Genomic DNA, 17,597 nt, shown 5'->3' with positions numbered 1-17,597 from the left:
CATCACGAAGAAAACATATCGACGACGTCTTTTTCAATTGAGGTGACCATATAGTAGTAAAAATGAAGCTCCCTTATCGTGCGATATGTCAGAATCTTATGACTGAGCACGAAAATCGCGGTTCAGATAAGACTCTGTTTTAAAACTAAGTTAAGATTACTTTATTATTTGCGAACTAAAAGGCGCCTTCGATGGATGCAGAACTTCTCGAGATTTACAACTTTCTCGCCAAGTATCCCCCGTTCAATGAACTCCCTGAAGAAACACTAAACAAGGTGACAGAGAGTGTCGAAATCTCGTACTACCGAGAAGATACCCCCATCATCCATTTTGGAGACTATATCCAAGATTTATACGTGGTGCGAAGCGGTGTTGTTGAAGTTTATCGACGCAAAGGTGAGCTGTATAATCGCCTTGACGAAGGTGACCTATTTGGCCAGATGGGCATGCTCACCAATAACAAAGTCCGCTTTCCGGTAAAAGCCATTGAGGATACCCTGCTCTACTGTATTCCTGGTGACATTTTCCAAGAAATTTACGATAACTTTGATTCCTTTGCGGATTTTGTTGAAGTTGAAAATAGCGCTCGTTTACGCCAAGCCATTTCAGAAAACAAAGACGCCAATGACCTGACGACGTCGAAAGTGAAAACCTTGCTGACTGGCGATGCTCATACGATTGATCGTGGTCAGACAATCCAGCAAGCCGCGCAGCAAATGGCGAATGACAACGTATCGGCTTTACTTATCGTCGACCCAGATTTCGTTCGTGACGAAGACGATCCACAGTCCCCAGTACTTGGTATCATTACTGACCGTGACTTGTGTACCCGTGTGTTAGCTGAAGGTTTGTCCCCACAGGACGATGTGTCCAGTGTGATGACCACGGAGGTCATGTCTCTTGACCACAACGCTTACATCTATGAAGCAATGTTAACGATGCTGCGTTACAACGTACATCACCTACCAGTGGTAAAAAACCAATTACCAATCGGTATTATCGAAACAACCGACATTGTTCGTTATGAATCTCAGAATTCGTTGTTGTTGGTGAGTAGTATTTTCCAACAACAGACTATCGAAGATTTAGCCGTTGTTGCCGAAGAAGTGAAAAGCAGCTTCGTGCGTCTGGTCAATGAAGATGCCAACTCTCACATGGTGGGTAGCGCGATGTCGGTCATTGGCCGAAGCTTCAAACAGCGTCTGCTAGAAATGGCAGAAGAAGAGCTTGGTCCACCGCCAATTCCTTATTGTTTCCTTGCACTTGGCTCAATGGGGCGAGATGAGCAACTGTTGGTGACTGACCAAGATAACGCCATCATTCTAGATGAGACTTATCAAGAAGAGAAACATGGTAAATACTTCGAAGCCCTAGCAAAATACGTCAGCGATGGGTTAGATGCCTGTGGCTACAAATATTGCACAGGTGATATTATGGCAACCAACCCACTATGGCGCATGACTCGTTCAGAGTGGGAAGAGTGTTTTGCTGACTGGATTGATAACCCGAACCCGAAAGCACTACTCAACGCCTCCATCTTTTTCGACTTGGATGGCGTCTATGGCCGCTTAAAATGGGCAGAACAGTTAACTAGCTTTATTGTTCGTCGCGCTCGAAAGAACAACCGCTTCTTAGCGTGTTTGGCTCGTAACGCACTAAACAGAACACCACCTCTGGGCTTCTTTAAAGACTTCGTGATGGAAAAAGATGGCAGACACAACAACTCCATCAACCTCAAACGTCGCGGTACTGCTCCTCTGGTCGACTTAATTCGTGTTCACTCTCTGGCGGTTGGTTCACGTGCACAGAACTCGTTTGAGCGTCTTGACGACATTATTGATGCTGGCATTTTGCCAAAAGGTCGAGCACAAGACTTAAAAGACGCGTTAGAATTTATTTCCATGGTACGTATTCGTCACCAAGCGACGGATGTGGAACTAGGCATTGAGCCTGATAACAATATCGAACCGGAAAACCTCTCTGAGTTTGAACGTCGCAACCTAAAGGATGCATTCCAGATCCTAAGCAATGGTCAAAATTTCCTTAAGTTCCGCTACCAAGCGAACAAGAGCTTTAAGTGAGGTTTAGCATGATTAAAAAGCTCTTTCAGAAGCCAACCATTCAGTGGCCAACGAAGTTTGAACAAAAGCTGGAGATGGCGAAGGATGAGAATTTAATTGCGTTCTATAGCAACAAGCCGCCTGCTCCAGAAACACCGTTATCTGAGGTGGAGTTCGTGGCGTTAGATTTCGAAACGACGGGTTTGAATCCTGAAAAACATGACATCATTACTATTGGTTTGGTGCCGTTTAACCTGAAGCGAATTTTCCTACGTAACTCGCGTCATTGGAAGGTACGTCCACAGCGTGCACTCGATGAAGATTCAGTCATTATACACGGTATTACTCACAGCGAATTGATCGATGCACCTGACTTAGGCGATATCTTAAGCGAGCTGCTACCATGCTTAAGCGGGAAAATCATTGTTGTTCATTACCGTCGTATCGAGAGAGAGTTTCTGGATAAAGCGCTCAAAAGCCGTTTAGGGGAAGGTATTGAGTTTCCTGTTTTAGATACTCTGCACCTTGAAGAAACCATTCAACAGAAACGTTCCGGCTCTCTCTGGGAGCGTTTAAAAGGGAAAAAGCCAGAATCGGTTAGGCTAGCGCAATCTCGACGCCGTTATGGGCTGCCAGACTATACGCCTCACCATGCATTAACCGATGCAATTGCTACCGCAGAGCTACTGCAAGCGCAAATCGCCCATCATTACAGTGAAGAGCAACCCATCCGTGAGTTCTGGCTGTAGTATACTTCACGCTTAATAGCGATCAAAAAAGGAGCCAGATGGCTCCTTTTTACTTAGGTTGAGACAAGATTACAGCTTAAAGCGTTGAATCTCTTGTTCAAGTTCGTGTGATAGCTCAGACAGGTGAGCAGCTTGTTCTGCTGCTTGATGAGCTTCGACTGACAACTCGTTAGACACGTCACGAATACCTTCAGTATTACGAGTGATCTCAGTGGTTACCGATGCTTGCTCTTCTGCTGCTGAAGCAATCTGCGTTGCCATATCACTGATACGCTCAACAGCAGTGTGGATTTGCGTCAAGCTCGCTGCAGCCGCATTGGCATCATCAACACTGGTATCAGCTAGACGACGACTGTCACCCATAATACCGACCGCCTTGGCTGTTGTGCCTTGTAGCATCTCGATAGTTTCTTGAATCTCTTGCGTTGAAGCATGAGTACGCTGGCTCAATACGCGGACTTCATCTGCAACCACAGCAAAACCACGGCCTTGCTCACCTGCACGTGCCGCTTCGATCGCCGCGTTCAGTGCAAGTAAGTTCGTTTGCTCTGCAATGCCTTGAATCGTTGAGAGAATCGTATTGATGCTATTTCCGTGTGCTTCTAGCTCTTGAATCACATCAGTAGCAACTTGAACTTCTTGCGCTAAGTTCTGAATAGAGCCTTGCGTTTGAGTTACTTGGCTAGAACCATGTGAACAAGCTTGAACCGCTTCTTCTGAATTACTTGCCGTGCTATCAGCATTACCTGCAATTTCTTGTGTCGCTGCTGCCATTTCGTTCACAGCCGTCGCCACCATGTTGATTTCATCTTGCTGGTAAGAGATACGCTGACTACGCTCCTCAGCTTGCTGTGCTGTCGTGCGTGCTTGCTCTGAAAGCGCAGAAGATACGTGGCTAAGCTTAGTAACCATTGTGTGCATGTTGCCAACAAAACGGTTGAAGTTTTCCGCCAGTTTACCTACTTCATCATCACTGCGTGGTTCTAGGCGTTGCGTTAAGTCACCTTCGCCAGATGCAATTTCTTCCAGTGCATTTGATACGCGGTTCAAGTCACGGAACAAGAAACCAACTAGCCAAGAAACTGCAAGAATAACCACAATCGTGATCGCCACAGCAGTAAACAATAGATCTCGTAGCAATACCGCATGACCAGCTTCTTCTGTTGCACGATCCATTTCAATCGCAAACATCCAATGCGTACCAGGAACTTTATTGAAGTAGTAAAGCTTCTCTTTTCCTTTGATTACCGTATCTTCGATACGACCTTCATCGGCGGCGCGCTCAATTGCCTCTTCTGAAAAATCTTTTAGAACACTGGTGATAGGCTTAAGCGTCAAGCTTTTATCTGGATGCGCTAAAAAGGTGCCTTCATTCATGTCGATTAGCATCGCATGCGCGTTTTCACCTGCATCTAAGTTAATCACATCGCTGATAAGCTGATCGATCAGTACGTCTGCACCAACAACACCAACAAACTGACCATTTTTCATTACTGGCTCAGCAATGGTCACAAGTAGTGCATTCGTGATTGCGTCTTGATATGCGGCTGTGATGATTTGCTTACCCGCTGCATCAGCATCCTTGTACCAAGGACGTGTGCGTGGGTCATAATCAGCACGGTTACGCTCCGGATGAGAGCGGTACATGTCACCGTTTGGTGTACCAAGGAAGATGTCATCGAAGCCACCAGCCTTGCGAGCTTGTTGTAGGAAAGGAACAACGTCTTGCTCGGTCGAGTAGTCGTTGAACGCAGTGGCAATATCTTTACGGATATTGACCCAATCAGAAATTCCCTCTGACGCAGTAGTACTAAGACTTTGCGCACGTGAATAGACACCTGAACGAGTCTGATCAAATAATTGACCAGCCGACAACCAAGTAAGTGCTGTTGCCATCACAACAACAGCAGAAAGGCTTGCGCCTATAAGCTTTTGTTTTAATGATAATTTCATATTTATAGTTTTTTGAGTTGGGAGAACAGTTAAGGTGCATGAATATTACACACTTTTTTACGACTATTCACTAATTTTTAAAAAACAAAATAGCACATTAACTCTTTGTAAAATATGAACTTTCATGTGTCATTTTTTTGTCTCGAGCGTCATAAAAACCGCACAAAAAAAGCCAGCAAATTGCTGGCCTTTTGATTAATTGTTAGTCAGGCGGTTTTATAAAATGCCGAATTACTGACGCTCTGTTCTCATACCCATCAATAAGCTCACACACATTGCAAGCAGAATGAAGGTAAATGGCAGTGCTGTAGAAATGGCACCTGCCTGAAGAGCTTGAACCGCCTCGGAGCCACCAATCCACAGTAGAGCAACCGCAATTGCACCTTCCATAAATGCCCAGAAAACACGTTGAAGTACAGGAGCGTCGACTTTACCGCCCGCTGTGATGCTGTCGATAACAAGTGAACCAGAGTCAGAAGACGTAATGAAGAACACAAGTACCAGCACAACAGCGATGATAGAAAGCATGCTACCAAATGGAAGAACATCAAACATTTGGAACATAGCAAGTGATACGTCAGTCAAGCCATTTGTGCCCAGCTCACCTACTTTATCAACAACTTGCTCGATCGCCAGGCCACCAAATACAGACATCCAAACAACGGTAACCGCCGTTGGAACCAGTAGAACTGCTGTGATGAACTCGCGAACGGTACGACCACGAGAAACACGCGCGATGAACATGCCTACGAATGGTGACCATGAAATCCACCAAGCCCAGTAGAATACTGTCCAGCCTTGGAACCATGCCTCATCTGTACGACCAAACGGGTTACTTAGTGGAATAATATTCTCTACGTATGCCATAAGTGTGGTTGGAATCGAGCCTAAACTCGCCGCCCAACCGATAAGACCAACAAGAATCAGTAGCAAGAACGCCACAACCATGTTGATGTTACTAATGACTTTAACGCCACCATCAATACCACGTACCACTGAAACAACAGCAAGTAAAGTCACCACGGTAATGACGACGATTTGTAGGCCAAGGCCTGGCTCAACACCAAATACGTGATGAATACCACTTGCTGCTTGCTGCGCACCTAGACCTAGGGATGTAGCAAGACCAAATAAAGTCGCAAGCACAGCCAGAATGTCCACAATGTGGCCAGCCCAACCCCATGCACGATCACCCAGAAGTGGGTAGAAGATCGAACGCATAGATAGCGGTAAACCTTTGTTGTAGGCAAAGAATGCTAAAGAAAGTGCTACAACACCGTAAATTGCCCATGGGTGAAGGCCCCAGTGGAACATCGTTGCACCCAGTGCCAATCTCGCGGCTTCTGGTGTATTTGCCTCAACACCAAGTGGCGTTTCATACCAACCGGTGAAGTAAGCGACAGGTTCTGCAACACTCCAGAACATTAAACCGATACCCATACCAGCTGCAAATAGCATTGCAAGCCATGACATAAACGAGTAATCGGCAACAGCGTCTTTACCACCTAGTCGGATCTTACCCATTGGTGAGACGATAAGCGCCAAACAGAAAATAACGAAAATGTTACCTGCAATAATGAACAACCAATCGAATGAACCAATAATTTTCCACTTCAGCCCATCAAGTGCCGTCTTTGCGGTATGTGCATCTAGAACTAATGCAGCGACAAGAAACAGCGCAATTAAACCTGCACTAATACCAAAAACTGGGTTATGAACATCAAAACCCCATTTTTGAACGTTGTCCTGACCTACCGTATAGTCGGTACTATCGATACTGTACTTATCTATACCCTTTGTCATCGTTCCTCTCTATTTTTGTAGTGTTTTTACGTACCAAACAAAAAAATCTTTCGAACACGATACGTTTTGCATTCCGTGAAGGCGCAAGATCCTATCATTTGACACGTTTTTGTCTATCTTTTTGCTATTAAAAAATCCAATAACTTACTTTTCACTGTGTGGTTACGGCCTCTGATAGAACAAATCACTACTACAATAGTTAGACCACAAACATTTATTGCTATAATAATTTTAGCTCTTCTTATTTTGTCGAAAAGGCGCGACAAAATGGTATTGAGGACACGGCGTAAAATTGTAGAGGTAATTTTTGATTTCCCCCCTTTAAATAAGGGCGCATTTAAGTTAGTGTCGCCTCGATAAATGTTCCCTACAGACTGGATGAATAAATTGGAAAAGTACGAAGAAGTATTGGTCTCGATTCGTCAGATCATCCGCGCTATTGATTTACATTCTAAAAAGCTGAGCAAAGAGTCTGGATTGACTGCTCCACAGTTGATTTTGATGCGCGCTATCAATGACTTAGATAACGTGACGATTAAACAGTTGTCTAGCCACACTAACATGAGCCAAGCGACCGCAACGACCATTCTAGATAGACTAGAACGAGGCCAGTTTGTTGAGCGTCAGCGCAGTGTTCAAGACAAGCGTAAAGTGCATGCTGTACTTACGAGCAAGGGCCAAGAAGCCTTAAAACAAGCACCAACGCCGCTGCAAGAGCACTTCATTAATCGATTCCAAAAATTGGAAGAATGGGAGCAATCCCTTCTACTATCTTCCGTTCAACGCATCTCGACGATGATGAATGCAGAGGACATCGATGTTGCTCCAATGCTAGAGCTTGGTAGCATTACCAAAGCCGATTAGTTTCGCTCCCACGTGCTCGCTTTTTGCGGGCACTACTCTCCTACTCAGTCAACCCAGTTTCAAACGCATATTTTGCTAACTCTGCCGTCGAATGTAAGTCCAACTTGTGCTTAATGTTATGGCGATGCGTCTCTACCGTTCGATAACTAATATTGAGTAAAGTGGCGATTTTCTTGCTGCTGTTTCCTTGAGCAACTAATTTAAGTACCGCTTCTTCCCTGCGGCTGAGAGGATTCGTTTTTTGCGTGGCAGGCACCACTTCTTGGGTAAAGAGTGTTTGTGTGACGGATTCACAGAAATACGTCGAGCCTTGGTTAACCGTTTTTATTGCTTGCACCATTTTCTCGGCCGAGATTTCCTTGAGCATATATCCTACGGCACCAGCTTGCATGACCTTCATGATGTACTCGCGATTATCGTGCATGGTCAACATAAGTATTTTGCTCTCTGGACGCGCTTCTTTAATTACACCTGTCGCTTCAATACCGTTCATTATTGGCATGCTGATATCCATCAATATGACGTCCGGTTGCAAGTGCTTTGCGACCTCTATCGCTTCCAAGCCATTACTTGCTGTACCCACCACTTCGATGTCAGGCTCTAACTCCAAACGAGCCATGAAGCCATCCAATACTACTTGATGATCATCGACAATCACTACACTAATCGGTTTATCCATAAACTATTTCATCCAAATTAAGCAGCACAGTAATCTCTGTTCCCAAGCCAAGCTCACTCATTAGCTCAAATTCACCACCGATGAACTCTACACGCTCTTGCATGTTCCTTAACCCAATCCCTTGTTGGTGCACTGCATGGTTAACCACAAATCCAACCCCATCGTCACGTATGAGTAATTGCAGCATATTGCCCATTTTTTGCAAAGTAACCGTTACTTTTTTCGCTCGCGCATGTTTTTCAATGTTATTCAAAGACTCCTGAGCGACGCGATATAGTGTCGTTGCGACTTCCGAAGTCAGTTTGTGCTGCTGAGTATCGAAATTGCTCTCGATATCAATCCCAGAATGGGAATGAAAATCCTGTAGCAAGGTCGTCAGTGCTGCTTCTAAACCGATATCATCGAGGGCGCTTGGACGGAGCTGATGAGAAATATGCCGCACCTCATTTATCGCGGTGACGAGCGATCGTTGTGATTTATCTAAGTGGGATTTGAGTTTTTCGTCTTCAAGTCTATGACTCATTAAGTCTAAATGACATTTACTGGAGACTAACAACTGATTGATTCCATCGTGCAGTTCTCGCGCTAAATGCTTTTTCTCATCTTCTTGGAACATCACGGTTTTATGTGCCAATTCTTTCAGGTTCTTATCAGCGAGGCGATGCTCGTGCAGATTGATCGCCAAAGTGAGAACAATGATTACAGCAACGGTCACCGCTAAGATCACGACGACTGAGAAAAATGTCGTTTCGATATTTTTGTTCACTGCCGCGCGCATATTGGCGACTTCTCGGCTGACATCCTCAATATACAGCCCAGTCCCTATCATCCATTCCCACTTATCGAGCCATGCAGCGTAACTAAGCTTAGGGACAACTTCACCTGTAGATGGCTTTTGCCACAGGTACTGATGAAATCCACCACCTGATTGCGCTTGATACAATAAAGCTTCGATTAAGCGATCGCCATTTTCGTCTTCAAGATAGAGTAAGTTTTCCCCGACAAGCTCCGGAAGAACTGGGTGTACAAGGTTGGTACCATATTTATCATAAGCAAAAAAATAGCCGTCCGACCCATAACTCAAACGATTTAAAATCGCTTTCACACGCGTTTTGGCAACACTCTCTTCTAAAGTCGGATCGTTGTAGATGTAAGAAATGGAGTCAAAAGCGACGTCGACCGTGTCTTTCAGCGCCGCTTCTTTTGATTGGATCAGGTTTTGATGAAAGATCTCCACCTCCCTTTTGCCAAGGGTCTTGGTTTGATAGATAGAGATCCAGCTGATACTCGCTGACACCAATACCACGGGTATCAGTGTCAGCAGAATTAACTTTGCTTTGAGAGGCATCCCTTCCCTCCATGAAACGCTGCCTTTACAGCTTACTATCTTAGCAGTACAAACGAATCGATTGTGTCTGCATAGACATAATTAACAGCTTAACAACTTGTCTCAAAAGGTAAAAACTCTCAGTTCACAAAATCTCTTTATTATCGAGTGATTAACTCATACCGTAAAAACCTGGGAAAAACAGCAAAGACGCCAACACAACAATCTGAATCGCGATGAATGGCATCACACCTTTGTAGATATCTCGCGTAGTAACCCCTGCTGGAGCGACACCTTTTAGATAGAACAAACTAAAGCCAAATGGCGGTGTGAGGAACGACGTCTGTAAGTTCATCGCAATAAGAATCGCAAACCACGTCATATTAATGCCCATCAATTCAGCGACTGGCGCAATAATTGGCACGATGATAAAACAGATTTCAACGAAGTCGATAAAGAAACCTAAAATCAGAATCACCACCATGGTAATAATAAGGAATCCCCACTTTTCACCCGGCAGTTCTAACATCCACTCTTCAACTAAATAATCACCACCAGTGTAGGTAAATGCCATTGAAAAGGCGGTCGCACCAAGTAAGATCGCAAAGACCATTGCGGTTACTTTAACTGTCTCTTTTGATGCATCATAAATCATCGACCAACTAAACTGTTTATACAATAGTGATAAAATTATCGCACCTGCACCGCCCAGTGCCGCTGACTCTGTTGGTGTTGCAATCCCTGCAAAGATGGAGCCCAATACCACGATGATCAATGCTAAAGGTGGCAATACAGCTTTCAGTGCGGTGAGCACTTCTTGTTTACGACTGATCGACTCATCGCGCTCTATCGCCTGTGCGGCTTGAGGGTTCAACTTCGCGTAGATGAGAATATAGATCACATAGGCGCCAACAAGTGTAATACCGGGCCAGATCGCAGCTTGAAATAGGTCCCCTACCGGTACGCCAAGTACATCACCCAACAAGATCAACACTATAGAAGGTGGGATAATTTGGCCCAACGTGCCAGACGCACAAATAGTCCCACACGCTAAACCTTTGTCGTAATTGTACTTGAGCATCACAGGAAGAGATATTAAGCCCATCGCAACAACTGATGCGCCTACCACACCCGTTGAAGCTGCAAGCAATGCGCCAACTAACACGGTAGAAATAGCGATACCACCGCGAACGCCACCGAACAAACGCCCCATTGATTCTAGTAGCTGTTCAGCAAGCTTCGTTTTCTGTAGCACTAGCCCCATAAAAACGAACAGCGGTACGGCCATTAGCACCGTATTTTCCATAATGGACTGAATTCGATATGGCATAAAAGCAAACATCTCGATGCCTTCAGCCCAAACACCAAAAATCAGCGCGATACCACCAAAAGTAAAGGCAACGGGAAATCCCAATAGAAGCGCAAAGAGCGCAACAAAAAACATCACTATACCGATCATAATGACTTCCTTTTACGACTTACCGTTATTACCGGCATAGATGAGATGAGGGTTGACAATTTTGTTGATTGAATGAAGTAACAATCCAATACCACTCACCGCCATAAAGAAAAATGACAGCGGAATCATCGCTTTGATAATCCAACGATATGGTAAGCCACCTGGGTCACCAGACGTCTCGCCTAACGCGTAACTTTCCTTAGCGAAATCAACACCAAACCAAGCCACCAGTAGGCAAAAAGGGAATAAGAAAAATAGTGTGCCTATGATGTCGATGATGGATTGTGCTTTGTAAGATAAGCGTTCATAAAAAATGTCGACGCGAACATGCCCACCGGACTTAATTGCGTAAGGCACACCAAGCAAGAACACGGCAGAGAATAGATGCCATTCCATTTCTTGGAATGCGATAGACACATCATTAAACACGTAACGCATGACAACGTCGTACACAACGTTTGCTAACAACAAAATAAACAGGATGCTGGATAACCATCCGAGAAAATCGCTAAAGCGGTTAAATAATCGCTCAATATAAATAAGACTTCTCATTCCGAACTCCGTGGAACGTTTAGATGCGCTCCGCTATGGTGCGGAGCATTCATTATGAAGTTTTCTTGGGCTTCGATAGCAGGCTAAACCTCTCGGCATCGCCTGCTTCATAACGTTATTGTTGAGCTTGACTGTTTAAGTACGCTCGGTGCGAAATATCTGACCATGGTCGAACTTGATTCATATAGTTCGCTTGCGACTCTTGAATCTCTTTCGCCAAAGCATCTTTTTCTGCATGTTCTTTCAACAAACGATCGTTTGCTTCTCGCAACGCAGCTACTACTTCAGGTGGGAAATCTTTTACTTCAACATTTGGGTATTCAGACTTAATAGATGCCCAGTTTTTGCCGCTTTCGTGTTTCGATTGCGTGTACATATCGTAAGCGGCCGTTTTCATGGCTACTTGCAAAATCGCTTTTAGATCATCAGGTAGACGGTTCCAGGTACGCTTGTTAACGAGGAACTGAAGCTCAGTCGCTGGTTCATGCCAACCTGTGTAGTAGTAAGGCGCGATTTTGTGGAAGCCCATACGTAGATCCAGCGATGGACCAACCCATTCCAAGGCATCAATTGTGCGACGCTCTAGAGAAGTATATAGCTCACCAGGGGCGATATTCGTTGGCTTGGCACCTAACTCGGCCAAAATCTCACCAGCAAACCCTGGGATACGCATTTTCAAACCCTGTAAGTCCTCGACGGACTTGATCTCTTTTTGGAACCACCCGCCCATCTGAGTATCGGTATTACCGCCAGGGAAAGACATCAAGTTATGTGGAGAGTACACTTTTTCCATCAGCTCCATACCACCGCCGTAGTAAAACCATGCATACTGCTCAGTTGGCAACATACCGAAGGGCATAGAAGTGAAGTAAAGTGTGTTTGGAACCTTACCCTTCCAGTAATAAGACGCTGAGTGCCCCATGTCATACTGACCCGACTTAACCATATCAAACACCCCAAAAGGCGCTTTATGCTTGTTTGCGGAATCAATGCGGATTTGCAAACGTCCGTTGGACATCTCTTCCGCCATTTTGGCCATGTTTTTTGTGGTATCACCAAAAATTGGGAAATTAGGCCCCCAAGTTTCAGCAAGCTTTAAACGATAGACTTTTTCAGCAGCGTTTACAGAAGTCGCTGCGAGTGCCATCGCGGCAGCGACAGCGGTTGTTTTGAGCACTCGTTTTAAAGATTTTTGGATTAGACTCATCGTTCACGTCCTTTATCACCAAGGTTATTGTTGTCATCCATTTCATTAGGATTGGCTGTATTCGGTATAAAAGATGTAACAATGTTGTCTAATGCGAAATGGGCATGAACACGGAAGCGAGTAATTCATCAATAAGGCATTAGCCTAAGGTATTACGTACAAGTACGTAGGACAACCGTCATGACAAAAGACTGTTAATAGCAAAATCAATAAATTATATTTTTATCTATGAATAAAAATAAAAGACAATACGTACGTATTTTTCTGCCAAAAAATTTACATAGTATTTAAGAAAATGTGACAAACCACTTATTGGTAGTGTTAAAGTCAGTACTTAATGCATTATTTCCAATACCAAGATAAAAAAATACCTCGGCATCGGCCGAGGTATTCAATCCAGAACGGTAGCGGTAATTAAACTGCTTTGTAGATAACTTTGTTACCTGCTAACTGCTCTTTTTGAACTAGGTTTTCTTCAAGAAGCTTCTTTAGTGCGCCAGTAGCCCATGATGCCGCTTTAGTATCTTCTTGACCTGCAGCTAGACCGATGCCTTTAGGGTTAATACCTTCAGCATTCGCCATAACGATGTCTAATACTTGTTGTTGCTTAGGAGTAAGGGCAACATCAACTGTTTTCACTGCAGCTACTTTTTTATCAGCTACTACTTTCTCCGCAACAGCTTTTTCAGCAACAGAAGGTGCTACTGCTTTTTCCGCAACAGGCTTCACTGCTTTAGGTGCTGCAGCTAAGTTTGCTACTGTCGCTTTAATGCGTTTTTGCAGTTTCATCTGCACTTTACGCTTATGAGCAAGTCTCATTGAATATTTCTCCAGTTCACTGCATCTCAGCAGGGATGAAAATTTGAAGCGCGTTTTATACCAAAATTCACAAGCAATTTGTAGGTTTTAGCGGCGAAACGCGATGAAAAATGCGCTCAAAGCATAGAACGTCTACTATTTAATCAGATATTTTATGAACGGATTTATTGAATACTGGGTATAAAAACAGAGGTTTGTTTTATTTTAAATGCAAATCAATGCACATAAGGCTACCCACTTATTTTTGGACAAGTATTCGATGAGGTTATAAGCATGGAAACGCTGCACCTAACAAATTCACATTTCAAACCCGACTCCCCTATCAACAGAATACTTTTGTTGCTCGTTGCACTCATCACTTTGTTTTTGGTTGCCATTTCTCCGGGATGGAAGCAAGCCATGTTGTCGGTCATTTTGATGTCTGCAATCGTTGGTTTCGCCATCTTGATGATTAAGAAAAGCCAAGTCACTTTTACGCTGACAGCTTCTCACTTTCAGCAACACCTTTTTAAAGGAGGTTGGGTCGTCCGATGGCGAAATATTGAGTCAATCGGTATTTGTAGCTACCAACAGGAAGGGTGGCACCAACCGCTACCTTGGATCGGTATTCGTCTAAAACACTACTCACCCTACTTAAATTCAATCTGCCCTCGTATAGCGACAGAAATTCTCCTCAGCCAGCGAGCACTGCTTTACTTAGGCGCGAAACAAAATCAGTGTGAAGATAAGTTTGAGGATATGGTGCTTGACCCTAAACCGTATATAAACAGAGATGGGATTGAGTACAAAGGTTTGTTAGCGATGCTCGCCAACCGGATGAAGTATCAGAGAGGTTTCTACGGCTACGATCTATTTATATCAGCAAGTGATCTAGATCGTGAGGCTGAGGATTTTGTGGGACTGACTCGGCGATACTTAGCTGCCGCCGAGCCAGAATAATGCTTAGTACACGCACTTTTAGTAAAGCGGCATCTCGTCAGCAACGAACGGGTTAGTTTTACGCTCGTGACCGAAAGTCGATTGAGGGCCGTGACCAGGGACAAACGTGACATCATTGCCTAAAGGCCACAATTTCTCTTTGATAGAGCTAATCAACGTATTGAAATCACCTTGTGGGAAGTCAGTTCGACCAATGCTACCGTTAAACAAAACGTCACCCACAAACGCTAAACGCGCTTCTTCACTGTAAAGCACAACGTGACCAGGTGTATGACCAGGTGTGTGGAATACGTTCAGCACTTGATTACCCAAAGTGACAGTGTCACCCTCATTTAGCCATTGGTGCGGTTCAAACGCTTCTGTCAGCGGGAAACCAAACATTTGGCTCTGACCTTCCAAACCTTGCAACCAGAAGTTATCTGCCTTGTGAGGACCAACAATCTCTGTACCGCCAAGCAGTGCAGACAGCGGTTCCGTGCCACCTACGTGGTCCAAGTGACCGTGTGTTAGCACTAGTTTTACCACGTCAACACCCAGCTCTTTGATAAGCATAGCGAGCTGCTTTTCATCGCCGCCTGGGTCAACCACAATGCCTTTCATGGTTTCGTCACACCAGACAATAGAACAGTTTTGAGAGAAAGATGTTACTGGAACAACTTGGTATTTCAGAGCCATAGATAACCTATACCGAATAAATTTGCGTGAAAACTGCCGCAACTATGACACTAAGGCCTAGCGACTTCAAGCTTTGAACTGTGGGTAATCGACGACGTTCTGAGACTAGAAACCTTGTCTCAACTGGCACTACCAGGAACGAACAGCACCCGTATCGATATGAACAAAGTTACTGCCTGGATAATAACCCACGCCACCGGCTTTTAGGCTTAATGCAGCATCACGAACCGTTGAAAGCTTCACGCCGTCTAAACGGAAATCAATGGCCTTTCCTTCCATGTGCATGCTCTTTTTCGCTACACGAGAAGACCCGTTGCGCAGCGAGGCGTTAGTGGCAGGAGAACGGTAACCTGAAATGACGATCACCTCTGCTTCTGTACCAATTAACTTTTGAATTTGACTTATTTGATCGAACAAGCGTCTATCCATGGGATGAACCTCATTTCGTCGATGGTCTCGACAAAACTCATTCAGCCTTTGCAGTTCATCATTAATGTATCGTTTTCCATCGAAATAGCATGTTTCGAGGATCTCTCCAGTATTAAGGTTGTTCATCGCCAGCGCACGTGGCTCGTCAGGGAGTGAAGCCCAAGAAAATGATGGCAGGGCAGACGCCAACACCACACCACCAGCGGTCATTTTAAGGAAATCTCGGCGGGAAAAGTTACGACTTACCATTTCAAAATACAGTGCTCAACAACTAGACAAGTCGTGGACATTAACCAAACACATTTGTCACGTCAAATGCATAAAATGCTCCATCTTGATTTTCAGATGCAGTAATTATTGATTAATTATTGAACGAAAAGAGAATTCTTCGTTTTGTAAATTTTCCTTAAAGATTTCAACTGCGGTGATCGTACTTATAGATATCATCACGGTAGTAAAGCGTTCCCTCTTCCAACCATGCTGTTTGATAAATGATGTGTACTTGAATGCGCTCTCCCAAAGGAACTGACGTGTTAGACCGACGAGAACTTTCTCGCTTTTTCGCTAAACGTTCTTCCAGCCCCTGAGTTTTGAACAGAAGTTCTGCTAACTGGTCTGCATGTTCTACACGAACACATCCTGAGCTGAATGCGCGTCTGTCCTGTTCAAACAAGTTCTTACTTGGCGTGTCATGCAAATAAATAGCTTGTGGGTTAGGCATATTGAACTTGTACAATCCCAGTGCATTTTGTAAGCCCGACGCCTGTCGCATACGATAAGGAAATGTTCTCGGATTCACCGTTGCCCAATTGATGGTTGTAGGGTCAATAATTTCGTTCGAAGTCCAAGACCGAATGATTTGAATGTTATGGTTAATCAAATACATCGGATTACGTTTTACTTTAGGAATAATGTCTTTAACCATGATAGTCCAAGGCACGTTCCAAGTTGGGTTGAGAATAACTGAATCCAATGCCACCGACATGATGGGTGTTTTTCTTGATGCTCTCCCTACCACAACTTTAGACTCAAACAAGGGTTGACCGTCATGCCAATACGTGACTTCGTATCCAGGCACGTTAACAAAGACAACATTATCCCTTTCTTTCGACCAAATTCTTGAACGCTCAGAATTCAACGCCAACAGATGCAATCGCTCTTGAGGAGAAAAGTTGATCCATCGAATGGTATTCGGGCCGATAACGCCATCTTCTTTCAAACCATGAATACGCTGGAACTCTTTTATCGCAAGCTCTAATTGTTCGTCATATTCTTCAGTGACTAAATCCAAGTAAGAAACATCTACGCCTACGATCTCCATTCGCTCAATCAATAGGGGTCTGTTTTCTAATATATCGCCAACACGTGCTAGCCCAGTTTGTTGATAGGCAGGATATTGGTACTGAGAATGTTCCGATAGCGAAGAATAGGCGGAGTAGAAAGCATCATCTGTTTGTAATGGAGACCGGAGACTTGCCAAAAACTGACCAAGTTTGCCAACCGTAATCTCATTACTCAGAACCGATAAAGTATCGATGCTAGGAGCGGGTAACGTAACATGGGCTTTGTCTGTAAATAGCCAATTAATCCCTTCTTCGGGGAGTTGCTCAAGATAACTAAGGTACATCAAGAGTGAATCTGTCATCACTAAATCGAAGTCGAGATTATCTCCCTGCCACCTTACTTGGTTTATCCGGTGAAGTTGATTTTCGAATTCATCGGTGACATCCGCAAGTGCAACCAGGTTTACTTGAAAAAGAAACTGCTCAATATCACTTTCATTTTCCCAGTTCAAACGGTAATTGGTGCTTTGATACAGTTGATCAATCACCTCTGGATAATGGATCATTTTTTCTACAGACAGCTTTTGTACCGCTCCCTCTTGCTCGACTTGCGCTGAAGCTTCGAGAGAAACGACGGTGGAAAAGCTGCAAAACGGCACCAGAAGTGCCGTCATGATTAAAACCCTAGCAAACACTGAAATGATCCTTGCGCTACTTGCCATAATAAAAAGTATGGCAAATATCTCACAGCTTGCAGGTTTAAAATTAAGAATCTGATGCCGAAAACGACAACAAAACT

General features: G+C 44.2%; 15 protein-coding genes. 4 read left to right on the top strand and 11 right to left on the bottom strand.

The window, feature by feature from the left end; translation table 11 throughout:
* Positions 1-191: 191 nt before the first annotated feature.
* The gene (locus R7Q09_RS01920; protein WP_033905640.1) at positions 192-2,081 is read left to right on the top strand and encodes a DUF294 nucleotidyltransferase-like domain-containing protein; all 1,890 of its coding nucleotides are present in this window, start codon (positions 192-194) and stop codon (positions 2,079-2,081) included.
* A gap of 8 nt (positions 2,082-2,089) precedes the next feature.
* Complete coding sequence (locus R7Q09_RS01915) at positions 2,090-2,809, top strand: 3'-5' exonuclease (protein WP_318071040.1); 720 nt, start codon at positions 2,090-2,092, stop codon at positions 2,807-2,809.
* A gap of 69 nt (positions 2,810-2,878) precedes the next feature.
* Here the strand turns inward: R7Q09_RS01915 and R7Q09_RS01910 are convergent, their stop codons facing one another.
* Together R7Q09_RS01910 and R7Q09_RS01905 are read right to left on the bottom strand one after the other, a co-directional pair.
* The gene (locus R7Q09_RS01910) at positions 2,879-4,762 is read right to left on the bottom strand and encodes a methyl-accepting chemotaxis protein (protein WP_005376880.1); all 1,884 of its coding nucleotides are present in this window, start codon (positions 4,760-4,762) and stop codon (positions 2,879-2,881) included.
* A 231-nt stretch (positions 4,763-4,993) separates the two neighbouring features.
* Positions 4,994-6,565: a BCCT family transporter gene (locus tag R7Q09_RS01905; RefSeq protein ID WP_005394723.1), complete on the bottom strand. Its 1,572-nt coding sequence runs from the start codon at positions 6,563-6,565 to the stop codon at positions 4,994-4,996.
* Between the two features lie 387 nt (positions 6,566-6,952).
* Between R7Q09_RS01905 and R7Q09_RS01900 the strand changes: the two genes are divergently transcribed.
* Positions 6,953-7,429: a MarR family winged helix-turn-helix transcriptional regulator gene (locus tag R7Q09_RS01900; protein WP_005376877.1), complete on the top strand. Its 477-nt coding sequence runs from the start codon at positions 6,953-6,955 to the stop codon at positions 7,427-7,429.
* Between the two features lie 40 nt (positions 7,430-7,469).
* On the opposite strand, the gene R7Q09_RS01895 is transcribed toward R7Q09_RS01900, so the two are convergent.
* From R7Q09_RS01895 to R7Q09_RS01870, 6 genes are all read right to left on the bottom strand, one after another.
* On the bottom strand, positions 7,470-8,108 hold the full coding sequence (locus R7Q09_RS01895) for a response regulator (RefSeq protein WP_005376875.1): 639 nt from the start codon (positions 8,106-8,108) through the stop codon (positions 7,470-7,472).
* A complete protein-coding gene (locus tag R7Q09_RS01890; protein WP_005376873.1) occupies positions 8,101-9,456 on the bottom strand; it encodes a cache domain-containing protein in 1,356 nt (451 codons plus the stop codon). The genes R7Q09_RS01895 and R7Q09_RS01890 overlap by 8 nt, the downstream gene beginning before the upstream one ends.
* Before the next feature lie 151 nt (positions 9,457-9,607).
* Complete coding sequence (locus tag R7Q09_RS01885) at positions 9,608-10,894, bottom strand: TRAP transporter large permease subunit (RefSeq protein ID WP_005376871.1); 1,287 nt, start codon at positions 10,892-10,894, stop codon at positions 9,608-9,610.
* A 12-nt stretch (positions 10,895-10,906) separates the two neighbouring features.
* A complete protein-coding gene (locus tag R7Q09_RS01880; protein ID WP_053306570.1) occupies positions 10,907-11,446 on the bottom strand; it encodes a TRAP transporter small permease subunit in 540 nt (179 codons plus the stop codon).
* Between the two features lie 115 nt (positions 11,447-11,561).
* On the bottom strand, positions 11,562-12,653 hold the full coding sequence (locus tag R7Q09_RS01875) for a TRAP transporter substrate-binding protein (RefSeq protein WP_017636112.1): 1,092 nt from the start codon (positions 12,651-12,653) through the stop codon (positions 11,562-11,564).
* Positions 12,654-13,067: 414 nt separating this feature from the next.
* On the bottom strand, positions 13,068-13,472 hold the full coding sequence (locus R7Q09_RS01870; RefSeq protein WP_005376863.1) for a hypothetical protein: 405 nt from the start codon (positions 13,470-13,472) through the stop codon (positions 13,068-13,070).
* Positions 13,473-13,745: 273 nt separating this feature from the next.
* On the opposite strand from R7Q09_RS01870, the gene R7Q09_RS01865 reads away from it, so the two are divergent.
* Positions 13,746-14,411 (top strand): DUF2982 domain-containing protein, encoded by a 666-nt coding sequence (locus R7Q09_RS01865; protein WP_005376857.1) that lies wholly within the window; start codon positions 13,746-13,748, stop codon positions 14,409-14,411.
* 18 nt (positions 14,412-14,429) lie between these two features.
* Here R7Q09_RS01865 and R7Q09_RS01860 read toward each other — a convergent pair whose 3' ends face one another.
* The 3 genes from R7Q09_RS01860 to R7Q09_RS01850 all read right to left on the bottom strand — a co-directional run bounded on the left by R7Q09_RS01860 (position 14,430) and on the right by R7Q09_RS01850 (position 17,472).
* A complete protein-coding gene (locus R7Q09_RS01860; RefSeq protein WP_167415309.1) occupies positions 14,430-15,086 on the bottom strand; it encodes an MBL fold metallo-hydrolase in 657 nt (218 codons plus the stop codon).
* Between the two features lie 129 nt (positions 15,087-15,215).
* Positions 15,216-15,764: a DUF882 domain-containing protein gene (locus R7Q09_RS01855; protein WP_031778936.1), complete on the bottom strand. Its 549-nt coding sequence runs from the start codon at positions 15,762-15,764 to the stop codon at positions 15,216-15,218.
* A 166-nt stretch (positions 15,765-15,930) separates the two neighbouring features.
* Entirely contained in the window at positions 15,931-17,472 is a 1,542-nt protein-coding gene (locus R7Q09_RS01850; RefSeq protein ID WP_005376852.1) for a murein L,D-transpeptidase, read from the bottom strand.
* Between the last annotated feature and the right edge of the window lie 125 nt (positions 17,473-17,597).

It is taken from the genome of Vibrio sp. 2130-1 (assembly GCF_033339515.1).
The sequence above is the reverse complement of the archived record's forward strand: the minus strand, read 5'-3'. Positions and strand labels throughout refer to the sequence as shown.

Excerpts from the sequence above, each read along its gene's own strand:
- R7Q09_RS01860 (WP_167415309.1), bottom strand. The coding sequence starts at position 15,086 with ATGGCTCTGAAATACCAAGTTGTTCCAGTAACATCTTTCTCTCAAAAC.
- R7Q09_RS01875 (WP_017636112.1), bottom strand. The coding sequence starts at position 12,653 with ATGAGTCTAATCCAAAAATCTTTAAAACGAGTGCTCAAAACAACCGCT.
- R7Q09_RS01880 (WP_053306570.1), bottom strand. The coding sequence starts at position 11,446 with ATGAGAAGTCTTATTTATATTGAGCGATTATTTAACCGCTTTAGCGAT.
- R7Q09_RS01855 (WP_031778936.1), bottom strand. The coding sequence starts at position 15,764 with ATGGTAAGTCGTAACTTTTCCCGCCGAGATTTCCTTAAAATGACCGCT.
- R7Q09_RS01895 (WP_005376875.1), bottom strand. The coding sequence starts at position 8,108 with ATGGATAAACCGATTAGTGTAGTGATTGTCGATGATCATCAAGTAGTA.
- R7Q09_RS01870 (WP_005376863.1), bottom strand. The coding sequence starts at position 13,472 with ATGAGACTTGCTCATAAGCGTAAAGTGCAGATGAAACTGCAAAAACGC.
- R7Q09_RS01905 (WP_005394723.1), bottom strand. The coding sequence starts at position 6,565 with ATGACAAAGGGTATAGATAAGTACAGTATCGATAGTACCGACTATACG.
- R7Q09_RS01920 (WP_033905640.1), top strand. The coding sequence starts at position 192 with ATGGATGCAGAACTTCTCGAGATTTACAACTTTCTCGCCAAGTATCCC.
- R7Q09_RS01910 (WP_005376880.1), bottom strand. The coding sequence starts at position 4,762 with ATGAAATTATCATTAAAACAAAAGCTTATAGGCGCAAGCCTTTCTGCT.
- R7Q09_RS01885 (WP_005376871.1), bottom strand. The coding sequence starts at position 10,894 with ATGATCGGTATAGTGATGTTTTTTGTTGCGCTCTTTGCGCTTCTATTG.
- R7Q09_RS01850 (WP_005376852.1), bottom strand. The coding sequence starts at position 17,472 with ATGACGGCACTTCTGGTGCCGTTTTGCAGCTTTTCCACCGTCGTTTCT.
- R7Q09_RS01915 (WP_318071040.1), top strand. The coding sequence starts at position 2,090 with ATGATTAAAAAGCTCTTTCAGAAGCCAACCATTCAGTGGCCAACGAAG.
- R7Q09_RS01865 (WP_005376857.1), top strand. The coding sequence starts at position 13,746 with ATGGAAACGCTGCACCTAACAAATTCACATTTCAAACCCGACTCCCCT.
- R7Q09_RS01890 (WP_005376873.1), bottom strand. The coding sequence starts at position 9,456 with ATGCCTCTCAAAGCAAAGTTAATTCTGCTGACACTGATACCCGTGGTA.